This window comes from Corallococcus sp. CA054B (assembly GCF_003611625.1).
GTDB classification, from domain to species: Bacteria; Myxococcota; Myxococcia; order Myxococcales; family Myxococcaceae; genus Corallococcus; species Corallococcus coralloides.
The window spans coordinates 37,736-48,313 of record NZ_RAVY01000055.1 but is presented as its reverse complement, the minus strand read 5'-3'; the positions used below and the strand labels follow the sequence as shown (position 1 = coordinate 48,313).

The window sequence follows — 10,578 nt, the reverse complement described above, 5'->3', positions numbered from 1 at the left end:
ATGGATGCTCGCGCATCCGCGAACCGTCCTCTTTGAGGCCCGTCAGTTCAACTGGCTCCGCAGCTATCCCAGCAGCAGCAGCCCTATGGAAGATCAGCCTCCCTCATGCGATGAGGGGATCCCTCAGGTGCTTGTGCTCAACAGCTGCGGCCAGAAACTCAACAACAGAAGGAGAACGCAGCGTCAAGCTGCTTTCTCTGTGCTTAATCTGCTCAAGCAGTCTGGCGGACTCTTCAAGTCCAGTCGCCGAGAGGACATTGGTTACAGTATCAATATCCTCACCGCGCTCTAGCTCCAAGTGCTCATTGTCCGCGAGGTCGAGCCAGCGTTCGAGGGTCAGTGCAACCTGATAAACGAATCCGCGGATCGTGGCCCAAGCGTCGCGATCTCTAGCAAGCTGAAATATAGGCAGTACCAAGGAAGCCTCAAGTTCCCAAAGAGCAGAAATAGTTAACCGGAAATCGCCATACAAACATGCCGCCCCAAACTCAATTCAACAACTTACGAAGTTCGCGCGCAGGACGACACCAAGCTTCGCGCACGTGAAGTTCAGGCTAGCGCAACTGCGCAGTGACGCGGCCCGCCGTCCGCCACGGACTAACCATCTCCGCTCCCGCGAGGTCTACGGCCCAGTCAATAAGATCCGGATGCCATGGCCATAGGGACCATGTCTGCCACGCATCCATGCAAGTGTGTGCCGTGCTGAATAGTCCCCCGTTCTTCACTCCATCATACCCACATCTCGCTTTTCGGTGTATCCCTGGCTCCCCCCTCAACGGGCTTCCCCCCTGCCCGGCCCATCAGGAGCGAGCCATGCATCACAGCCGACTCAGCACGTTCGTCATCGACTGCAAGGTCGAGGACTTCGACGCCGCCACCCGGTTCTGGAGCGCTGCGCTGGGGCGGGCGGCGAAGCCGGTGGATCCGGACTCGCCCAAGTACCGCGAGCTGGAGACGAAGGACGCCGAGCCCATGCTGCTCCTCCAGCAGGTGGAGCACGAGAGCCGCATCCACCTGGACATCGAGGCGGACGACCTGGACGCGGAGCTGGAGCGGCTGGAGGCCCTGGGCGCGAAGCGCGTCGCCTACGTGCAGCGCTGGTGGGTGATGGAGGCCCCCACCGGACAGCGCTTCTGCATCGTCCGCCCGCAGCGCGGTCCCCTGGAGGGCCGCGCCAACGTGTGGGACGGCGAGGGCCGCTAAGCGCGCGCCCTACCCCGGCCCCAGCGCGGCCTGGAGCAGGTCCAACAGTCCCGGCCACTCCTCCGCGGACAGCCACAGCCCTTCCGGCGCGTGCTCCGCGGTCATCCGGAGGGAGGAGGACTCGAAGAGGCGGGCCGCCAGCGCGCCCTCCTTCGGCAGCGCTCCCTCCACCCGGAGCAGCTGTCCATCCCAGGCCAGTCCCGGCGGCAACAGCTTGCGCGCCAGGGCCTGGAGCGCGGCCTTTCCGGCCCCCGTGCGCAGCGCGCCCATCAGCAGCGAGGACGCGCCGGGGGACTCCTCCAGCTCCACCCGGCCCGGCGTGGCCAGCCACAGCGTGTAGCGCCCCCCGGCCAGTTCCACGCGCTGGGGGGTGGTCTCCACCCGCAGCTTCCAGCCGCGCACGTCCAGCCGCAGGTCGTACACGGCCGGGGTGCTGTCCCAGGAGCGCAGGGTGAGCCCCTTCACGCGGCCCAGCACGCCGCTCGACAGCGCCTCCACCCGCGCGTGCGACAGGCGCACCCGCCGGCCGGCCACGTCCACCGCCACCTGGTTGGACAGCCCCGCCGGCAGGGCCCTGGCCCACGCGAGCACCCCGTCCAGCATTCCCGTCCACGGCTGCCCCGCCATCGCGCGTCACTCCCTGGGGCCCCGGCCGGGGCTCCCGTCGGGTGCACAATGGAGGACGCGGGCCCCCCGTGCAAAGCGCACGCGCGGTGCTACGGTGCGCCCCGTGCCCCAGAGCGAGTCCCTGTCAGAGCGGGTGGAGCGGTTGGAGCTGCCCTTCAACGAGTACGGTGTCGACCCGTACGGCATCTCCAAGAAGCACCTGAAGCTGGCGCTGGAGTTCTTCGCCTTCCTCTACCGGCACTACTTCCGGGTGCGCTGCACCGGCGTGCAGCACATCCCGAAGAAGGGCCGCGGCATGCTGGTGGGCAACCACTCCGGCGGCGTCGCGGTGGACGGGATGATGGTGCTCACCTCCACGATGCTGGAGATGGACCCGCCCCGGCTCGCGCAGGGCATGGTGGAGCGCTTCATCCACAAGTTCCCCGTGGCCTCGCTGTGGGCCAGCCGCACCGGCCAGTTCACCGGACTGCCCGAGCACGCCGTGCGCCTGCTGGAGGACGACCGGCTCCTGATGATTTTTCCGGAGGGCGCCCGCGGCACCGCGAAGCTCTACCCGGACCGCTACTCGCTGGTGGACTTCGGCACGGGGTTCATCCGGCTGGCGCTCCAGACGCGCTCGCCCATCATCCCCTTCGCCTTCCTGGGCGGCGGCGCGGCCATTCCCACGGTCACCAACGCGTATGCCCTGGGCAAGCTGCTGGGCGTCCCCTACGTGCCGCTGACGCCGTACCTGCTGCCGCTGCCCCTGCCGGTGGGCCTGGAAATCCACTACGGCGAGCCGCTCGTCTTCGAGGGCACGGGCGACGAGGAGGACCACGTCATCCAGGGCTACGTGGACCAGGTGAAGGCGAGCATCCAGCGGCTCATCGAAGACAACCGCGCCGAGCGCAACCTGCGCCGGGCCCGGAGGCTGTTGCCATGAGGGTGTTGATCGCGGGCATCTCCGGAGGCATCGCGCGCAGGCTGGCGCTCAAGCTTCGCGACAGCGGCCATGAGGTCGCGGGCATCGACGTCCGCCCGTGGCGGGACGCGCCCAAGGGCATCGACGTCCACCCGGTGGACATCCGCAAGCGCGCCGCCGAGGACGTCTTCCGCCGCTGGAAGCCGGAGGCCGTCATCCACATGGCCACGGTGACGGCGTTCACCGTGCAGGGCCACGAGCGCGGCCGCATCAACCTGGACGGCACCAAGGCGCTGTTCGACCACTGCGCGGCGCACGGCGTGAAGCAGGTGCTCTTCGTGGGGCGGCACACGTTCTACGGCGCGGCGCCGGACTCGCCGCTGTACCACAGCGAGGACGAGCCCCCGCGCGCGCTGGAGGCCATCCCGGAGCTGGCGGACCTGGTGGCCGCGGACCTGTACGCGGCCACGGCGCTGTGGCGCCTGCCGGACGTCACCACCGCGGTGCTGCGGCTCGTCTACACGCTGGGCACGCCGGGCACGGGCACGCTCGCGAACCTCTTGCGCGGCAAGCGCGTGCCCATGGTGCTGGGCTACGACCCGCTCTTCCACGTGCTCCAGGAGGAGGACGTGGTGACGGCGCTGCAATTGGCGCTGGAGAAGCAGGTGCGCGGCATCTTCAACGTCGCGGGGCCCGCGCCCATCCCGCTGTCGGTCATCATCAAGGGCACGGGCCGCACGCCGGTGCCGCTGCCGTCGCCGGTGCTGTCGCTGCTGCTGGGGCGGGCGGGCTTCCCGCGGCTGTCCGTGGGCGCGACGGACCACCTGCGCTACCCCATCGTGGTGGACAACAAGCGCTTCCTGGAGGCCACGGGCTTCCAGGCCGCCTACGACGAGGGCCGCATCCTGCGCGCCTACGCGGACGCGCTGCCGGTGGACCACCGGGCGGGCCATGGTGGCTGAGAGCGTGGGCGCGGCCCCCGTGGCCACGCCGGGCCTGCTGCGCCGGGTGGAGGCGGTGGTGTTCTTCACCGTGTTCCTGGACCTGGTGGGCTTCGGCATCGTCATCCCGATGCTGCCCTTCTACGTGCAGTCCATGGGCGGCTCGGCGCGCACGGTGGGCATCCTCCTGGGGTGCTTCAGCTTCACGCAGTTGCTCGCCACGCCGCTGCTCGGGCGCTATTCGGACCGGCACGGGCGGCGGTCGGTCATCCTCCTGAGCCTGCTGGCGAACGCGGTGGCCATGGCGCTGTTCGCGCTGGCCAGCCACCAGCTGATGCTGCCGCTCTTGTTCGCGTCTCGCATCCTGGCGGGGGCGACGTCCGGCAACATCGCCGCGTGTCAGGCGGCGCTCGCGGACGTGACGACGAAGGAGACGCGCGCCCGGGCCATGGGGCGCATTGGCGCGGGCATTGGCCTGGGCATGGTGCTGGGGCCCACGCTGGGCGGCCTGTTCTCCGGACTGGGCCCATGGGTGCCGCCGCTGCTCGCCGGAGGCCTGGCGCTGGTGGGCTTCGTGGCCGCGTTCTTCGCGATGCCGGAGACGCACCCGGTGGAGAAGCGCGTGGCGGCGAAATCCCAGACGCGCTGGTCCGCGTTGCAGGACTCGCCGCGGCGCAAGGCATTGGGATTGGTGCTGGGGTTGTTCTTCGCGGTGTTCCTGTCCATGACCACGCTCCAGGTGGCGTTCGCGCTGCTGGTGCAGGCGCGGCTGGGCTGGGGCTCCAAGGAGGTGGGCTACACCTTCGCCGTGGTGGGCGGCTTGGGCATGGTCATCCAGGGTGGGCTGATTGGCCCGCTGTCGCGCGCGGCGGGTGAGTTCCGGCTGATGATCTGCGGAGCGCTCCTGCTCGCAGGCGGCATGGCGGGGCTCGCGGTGTCGTGGCAGGCGATTCCGATGATGGTCTCCGTGGTGCTGGTGGGCGTGGGGACGGGCTTCCTGCAGCCCTTGATTTCAAGCCAGGCCTCCCAGGTCGCCCCGCCGTCGCAGCAGGGCGCCGTGCTGGGTCTGGCGCAGTCGTGCGGTGGATTGGCCCGCACGGTGGGGCCGGTGGCGAGCGGCTGGATGTATGCGTCATGGAGCACCCAGGCCCCCTTCCTGACGGGCATGGTTTCCGCGCTCGCGGCGGCCGGCCTGGGACTGCTTCTCCATCGGGAAACCGGCGACGACGCAGGGCGCTAAAGCCTTTCAGACCCACCCGGGTCCCTTCCTTCCCGCAACCCCATACCTCCTTTGGGGGGCTTGTCTTCACCCGACCCGTGGGAGCAGTCTTTTGCTCACGAGGGGGCGGTGAAGCCATCACTCCCGGGGGGTAGTGCTTGCCATTGGCGGGTGAAGTCGCGCTGCTGGATGCGCTGGACCGTCAGGCCCGGCGCAGGGCGGAGGGCATCGCGACGCTGAGCGTGTTGGAGGGACCGGAGGCCCTGGGAGGGACCCTCTGGAGCCAGTGGGCCGCGAGGCACGGGCTGACGGTGGTGGAGGTGTCCGGGGAGGACCCGCAAGAGGCGGCGCTGGGCTGGGCCCGGGCGCTGGCGGCGACCCGGGACCTGGGGGCGGACGCGGAGGCGCTGGCGGCGTTCAGCCTGACGGCGGTGAATCCCAGACACACGCCGGTGTTCCGGGGGAAGACAGCCCATGAGCGGCGCGTGTTGCTGGATGCGCTGCCGCCGCCCGCGATGCTGGCGGACGCCACGTGGGCGCTGTGCCGGGAGCTGGTGATTGGACGGGAGGCGGTGGAGCCGGGAACGCTCCCGGATGCCGTGCGCACGGCGTTCGCGAAGAACCTGGGTGCGGGGCTGCGCGCGTTGCACGCGCTGGTGCCGCCCGGGAAGGCCCCGGTGCTGCGAATGGCGGTGGGGGAGGCGCCATCGCACCGGGGGCTCCAGGTCGCGGGAGTGCTGAGCAACGCGGTGCCCGCGCTCGCGGTGGCGTGCGTGGTGTCCAGCGAGGCACTGGGGGCGTTCCTGGCGGGCGGGGAGACGCGGCTGAAGGCGCTGGTGCGCGAGGGCGTGCTGGAGGTGCCGGAGCCGGCGTCGGGGGCGGAGGGGGCGGTGGCGACGCTCCGGAAGCTGGAGCGCACGGGGGCGCCCGAGAAGCAGCGGGTGAGCGCCGCCGAGGTGGCGCTGGCGGTGCTGACAGGCGCGGGCGAGGCAGGCGCGGACCGGGCGCGGAGCAAGGCGGAGGCGTACCTGCGCGACCGGCTGGAGGAGCACCCGGCCACGGCGGGCCTCTTCGAGCTCAACGCCCGGCTGCACCCCGCGGACAAGCGCAGCTGGGAGGTGGACCTGCTGTGCCGCCCGCTGCGCATCGCGGTGGAGATCGACGGCTACCACCACTTCCAGGATCCGGAGCGGTTCCGCCGCGACCGGCGCAAGGACCTGGACCTGCAGCGCGAGGGCTACTGGGTGTACCGGCTGCTCGCGACGGACGTGCTGTCCCAGCTGGAACACATCCTCCACACCCTCGACACGCTGATTGAAGCCCGCGGGCGCGAGCCTGGCGGGCGGGAGCCACGACATGGACACCGACACTCCTGACACCCGGCTTCAGGGCCTGGCACTGGCCTGGTTGGCGACGCGCTCCGAGAAGAAGGCCGGCACGCGCAACGAGCTGGTGAAGACGCTGCACGCGTTCGTGGAGCACCGCTGGAGCCGGGGCGAATGGACCGGCCGGTTCGACGCGCTGCTGGCGGAGCTGCGGGAGGGCAAGCTCGTGGAGGCCCGGGGCCGTTCGGGGCTCACGCTGACGGGGGCGGGCCGTCAGCAGGCGTTGAAGTTCCTGCGGGTGGACTCCCCCAAGGGGCTCACGTGGAAGCGCGTGAAGCAGCAGCACCTGCTGGCGAAGGGGCTGGGCCTGCCGGGCTCCAAGCCCGCGCTGGGGCGCTTATCGGACGCGGACGGCGTGCGCGCCCTGGTGCTCAAGCGGGCGCACAAGCTGGAGGGGCCGGAGACGCCGACACTGGCGCAGGTGCGTGACCGGCTGCTGTGGCGGCAGCTGGGTGTGGAGACGGACGAGGCGTTCTCGCTGCGCGCGGTGCAGGCGCACCTGTTGGGCCAACTGCTGGACCAGGAGGTCCGCGACCCGAAGCGCGGCGTGGAGCAGCTGGCCGCCCGCGCGGTGGGGGCGGCGCGGGTGGATGCGGAAGTGGTGCGGATGGCAGCGCTGCGGGAGTGGGTGCTGGCGGAGGCGGAGAAGGCTTCCGTGAAGCCACTGTCCACGGATACCGCGTCCTTCGCCAGACGGGTGCTGGACGCGGCGGGGGCCGTGCCCCCCTCGGGCCGCTTCGGAGACAACAAGGTCTTCATCTCCCACGTGTGGAAGGCACTGCAGCCGGAGTGGGCGGACCGCCCGGCGTTCAACGAGGCGCTGCTCGCGGCCAACCGCGCGCAGCAGCTGTCCCTGGGACGCGCGGACCTGCTCGCGGCCATGAACCCCCGGGACATCACCGAGTCCGAAGTGCGCACCGTCAGCGCCACCTTCCACTTCGTCGTCCTCTAGTCCCCTCCCTCTCAGGAGCCTCCCCATGTCCAAAGACGCCCGTCTGCAAGCGTTCCTGTCCGATGGCCCCGAGATCTTCAACAGCGTCCAGCAGGGCCAGACGCTCTGGAAGCGGGATCCGTTCGACGTGCCCTCCATCAATGCGCCCGCGCGGGTGGCGTTCGAGCGGCTCGTGAAGCGCGCCACCGCGCAGACGCCGCCGGAGGACGGACGGATTCTTCTCTTGAAGGGGGACTCCGGCAGCGGAAAGACGCACCTGGTGCGTGCCTTCCGCAACAGCGTGCACGAGAGCGGCAGGGGCTACGTCGGGTATCTGCCCATGACCGTCGATGTGACGCACTACGACCGGTACATCCTGTCGGAAGTCATCGACTCGCTGGAGAAGCCGTATGACCACGGCCACGTCGAGGACACGGGGCTGATGCTGCTGTCCGAGGCCGTGCTCAAGCGCTGCACGAACATCTTCGCGGCCCACATCCCGGACGAGGACGTGCTGGGCGACGAGGAGCTGCACGGCAACATCCGCGCGGTCGCGGACGACCTGCACGCGGACCCTGCGTTCCGGAGCATCGACGTCAACCTGCTGCGCGCCCTGCTCTGCCTCCAGCGCCGTGAGGCCCGCTTCCACCACCGCATCGTCCAGTGGCTGCGCTGCGAGGAGATGTCACCGGAAGACCGGGCCATCATCGGCAACCTGGTGCCGCGCAACACCGAGGAGTCCCCCAGCCGGATGCTCATCCAGTTGGGTCAGCTGATGGGCATCTTCGGCAAGGCGATGGTCCTCTGCGTCGACCAGGTGGAGGACATGCTCGACTTCGAGCAGAAGCCCCAGATGGAGCCCTCCTTCCGCCGCGCGATGAGCACGCTGGTGGCGCTGGCGGCCCAGGTGCCCACGGCCATCGTGGTGGTCTGCTGCCTCTCCGACTTCTGGGTCGCGACGCGCTCGCACCTCAACCGCGCGATGCTCGACCGCATCGAGCGCAACCCCGAGCCCGTGGACCTGGAGATCAACGTCACCGCGCAGACGGGGCGAGACATCGCGGCCCGCCGGCTGAAGTCCCTGTACGAACAGCAGGGCATCGCGTTCAACCCGTCCCAGCCCACCTACCCCCTTCCGGCCCAGGGCTTCGAGCAGCTGAGCGGACAGCGGACGCGCGACATCCTGAACGCCTGCCACCGCTACCGGGAACAGGCCATCCAGGACGGCAAGCTGCCGGCGGCGTTCCCCCTGCCGGAGAAGAAGCAGCAGACGCACACGACGGGAGTCACCGTCCCCGCCAAGACGCCTCCGGCGCCGGACCTGGATCAGGCCTGGACGGACTTCAAGGCCAACTTCAAGCCAAGGGTGCCGGAAGGGGACGCGGACATCACCGCGTTGCTCGCCTGGGGCATCAAGGCGAGCGCGGAGGAACTGGGCGACCCGAGCCGCTTCAAGGTGAAGGCTCGTGATGAGGGGGACTCGCTCGACGTCACGGTCCAGCCCGGCGAGGCGCAGTTCCATGTCGCGCTCTGCAACAACACGCCCAAAGGAGGCTCGCTGGGCAAGCAGATGACCCAGGCCATCAAGGCCGCGGCCAGGAGTCTGCCGGTGCTGGTGCGCACCACGGAGTTCCCCGGCAGCCTGGGCACGCTGGTGGCGGAGCAGACCGCCGTGCTCCAGCGCAAGGGCGGACGGCGTGCGGTGGTGGGGCCCAGCGACCTGCGGGAGCTGCTCGCGTTGCAGGCCTTCCGCAAGCAGCAGGACGAAACCGCGTTCCTCGGATGGAGCCGCGTGGCCCGTCCGGTGACGCGGCTCCAGGGCATCACGGACCTGCTGGCCCTGGAGAAGCAGGCCCCTGCCGCCGTCGCGCCTCCCGCGCCCGTGGCAGTCAAGCCTGGCGCCGAGAGGGAGTCCGTCGTGTCCGACGGCGAGTCCGAGTGGGAGGTGACGCCGGCCAGCCAGATTCTGCCGGTCAAGCCGGACAGGTCCCCCGCCCCCGTCGGCAAGTCGAAGAAAGACGAAGGCCCCAAGGGCCAGATGCGTGTGGGCGTCTCCGAAGGCGTCTTCGCCAACACCGTCTTCGTCCAGGCGGATGAGCTGAACAAGCACAGCGCCTTCCTCGGCGGTCCTGGCAGCGGTAAGACGACGCTCGCCCTGAACCTCATCGAGCAGCTGGTGATCCAGGGCGTTCCCGCCATCCTCGTGGACCGCAAGGGCGACCTCGCCGCGTATGCGCGCGACGAGTCGTGGGAGGAGGAACTGGACGACCCGATGATGGTCGAGCGCCGCAAGCTCCTGCGCGAGCGGGTGGAGGTGGCGCTCTACACGCCGGGCCGCTCGGACGGACGGCCGCTGTCCATTCCCGTCGTGCCCCGGGGGCTCGACAAGCTCTCACCCGAGGAGCGCGACCAGATCCTCCAGCAGGCGGCGGACGCCCTCTCCACCATGCTGGAGTACAAGAGCAGCCAGAAGGACAAGGCAGCGAAGGCCCTGCTGGCCCTCGCGCTGCGCCTGTTGGTGCAGCGTCCGTCCGGCAAGGAGATCACCCTGGACCTCATCCAGCGCTTCGTCGCCGCGCAGGACATGGCGCTCGTCCAGGAGGCGCACGGGCTGGATGACAAGGTCTTCACCAAGCTGGCCCAGGATCTGGCGACGCTGCGGCTCAACGCGCAGGCGCTGCTCTCCAACAATGGAGAGAAGCTCGACATGAACGAGCTGCTGGGCCTGGGCGCCGCGAAGGTGCCGGGCAAGACGCGGCTCACCATCATCAGCACCAAGTTCCTGGGCGGATTGCACAGCTCGCTGTTCTGGGTGTCACAGCTGCTGGTGGAGGCCAACCGCTGGGCCAGCCAGCACCCGTCGCCCAAGCTCCAGGCGGTCCTCCTCTTCGACGAGGCGGACATCTACCTGCCCGCGGTGGGCATCCCCGCCACGAAGCAGCCCATGGAGAACCTGCTCCGGCGAGCGCGTTCGGCCGGCGTCGGCGTGATGCTCGCGACGCAGAGCCCGGGCGACCTGGACTACAAGTGCCGCGACAACGTGCGCGCATGGTTCGCGGGCCGCGTGAAGGAAGAGACCGCGCTCCGGAAGCTCAAGCCGATGTTCGCGGAGGCACGCGTGGACGCCTCGGTTCGCCTCCCGGCCCAGAAGACGGGCCAGTTCCACGTCCTGCGTGAAGGCCAGGTGGAACAGCTCAAGGCGGACCGGAACATCATCAAGACGGAGCAACTGTCAGAGGAGGAGATCCTCCAGCTCGCGCACCGCTCCGGGGAGCAGGGCATCCGCCACGCGGGGTGAGCCTGGCCTGGAACACCCGCGAGCAGGGGGGCGCTCCCCTCCCGTGGACGGGACTGGCCCACGAGCGGGGAGC

9 protein-coding genes are annotated in these 10,578 nt (G+C 69.8%); 8 read left to right on the top strand and 1 reads right to left on the bottom strand.

Annotated features, from left to right (window positions below):
* The coding region (locus D7V80_RS42770; RefSeq protein WP_233585389.1) for a hypothetical protein at positions 1 to 292 on the top strand (292 nt) is incomplete at its 5' end.
* 521 nt (positions 293 to 813) lie between these two features.
* Complete coding sequence (locus D7V80_RS16035) at positions 814 to 1,203, top strand: VOC family protein (RefSeq protein ID WP_120588991.1); 390 nt, start codon at positions 814 to 816, stop codon at positions 1,201 to 1,203.
* Positions 1,204 to 1,212: 9 nt separating this feature from the next.
* Here D7V80_RS16035 and D7V80_RS16030 read toward each other — a convergent pair whose 3' ends face one another.
* Positions 1,213 to 1,830: a hypothetical protein gene (locus D7V80_RS16030; RefSeq protein ID WP_014394515.1), complete on the bottom strand. Its 618-nt coding sequence runs from the start codon at positions 1,828 to 1,830 to the stop codon at positions 1,213 to 1,215.
* A 94-nt stretch (positions 1,831 to 1,924) separates the two neighbouring features.
* Between D7V80_RS16030 and D7V80_RS16025 the strand changes: the two genes are divergently transcribed.
* The 6 genes from D7V80_RS16025 (at position 1,925) to D7V80_RS16000 (ending at position 10,505) form a co-directional block, all read left to right on the top strand.
* Complete coding sequence (locus D7V80_RS16025) at positions 1,925 to 2,752, top strand: lysophospholipid acyltransferase family protein (protein WP_120588990.1); 828 nt, start codon at positions 1,925 to 1,927, stop codon at positions 2,750 to 2,752.
* Positions 2,749 to 3,693 (top strand): NAD-dependent epimerase/dehydratase family protein, encoded by a 945-nt coding sequence (locus D7V80_RS16020; RefSeq protein ID WP_120588989.1) that lies wholly within the window; start codon positions 2,749 to 2,751, stop codon positions 3,691 to 3,693. Before D7V80_RS16025 ends, D7V80_RS16020 begins: the two co-directional genes overlap by 4 nt.
* Complete coding sequence (locus D7V80_RS16015) at positions 3,683 to 4,912, top strand: MFS transporter (RefSeq protein WP_120588988.1); 1,230 nt, start codon at positions 3,683 to 3,685, stop codon at positions 4,910 to 4,912. The genes D7V80_RS16020 and D7V80_RS16015 overlap by 11 nt, the downstream gene beginning before the upstream one ends.
* Before the next feature lie 143 nt (positions 4,913 to 5,055).
* The gene (locus tag D7V80_RS43475) at positions 5,056 to 6,267 is read left to right on the top strand and encodes an endonuclease domain-containing protein (protein WP_120588987.1); all 1,212 of its coding nucleotides are present in this window, start codon (positions 5,056 to 5,058) and stop codon (positions 6,265 to 6,267) included.
* Positions 6,248 to 7,228, top strand: coding sequence for a hypothetical protein (locus D7V80_RS16005; RefSeq protein ID WP_120588992.1), 981 nt, complete (start codon positions 6,248 to 6,250; stop codon positions 7,226 to 7,228). The genes D7V80_RS43475 and D7V80_RS16005 overlap by 20 nt, the downstream gene beginning before the upstream one ends.
* 25 nt (positions 7,229 to 7,253) lie before the next feature.
* Positions 7,254 to 10,505: an ATP-binding protein gene (locus tag D7V80_RS16000; protein WP_120588986.1), complete on the top strand. Its 3,252-nt coding sequence runs from the start codon at positions 7,254 to 7,256 to the stop codon at positions 10,503 to 10,505.
* Positions 10,506 to 10,578: the final 73 nt, after the last annotated feature.

What these genes read in the sequence shown, in the direction of transcription:
- D7V80_RS16035 (WP_120588991.1), top strand. Translation starts at nt 814, where the DNA reads ATGCATCACAGCCGACTCAGCACGTTCGTCATCGACTGCAAGGTCGAG.
- D7V80_RS16030 (WP_014394515.1), bottom strand. Translation starts at nt 1,830, where the DNA reads ATGGCGGGGCAGCCGTGGACGGGAATGCTGGACGGGGTGCTCGCGTGG.
- D7V80_RS16020 (WP_120588989.1), top strand. Translation starts at nt 2,749, where the DNA reads ATGAGGGTGTTGATCGCGGGCATCTCCGGAGGCATCGCGCGCAGGCTG.
- D7V80_RS16015 (WP_120588988.1), top strand. Translation starts at nt 3,683, where the DNA reads ATGGTGGCTGAGAGCGTGGGCGCGGCCCCCGTGGCCACGCCGGGCCTG.
- D7V80_RS16005 (WP_120588992.1), top strand. Translation starts at nt 6,248, where the DNA reads ATGGACACCGACACTCCTGACACCCGGCTTCAGGGCCTGGCACTGGCC.
- D7V80_RS16000 (WP_120588986.1), top strand. Translation starts at nt 7,254, where the DNA reads ATGTCCAAAGACGCCCGTCTGCAAGCGTTCCTGTCCGATGGCCCCGAG.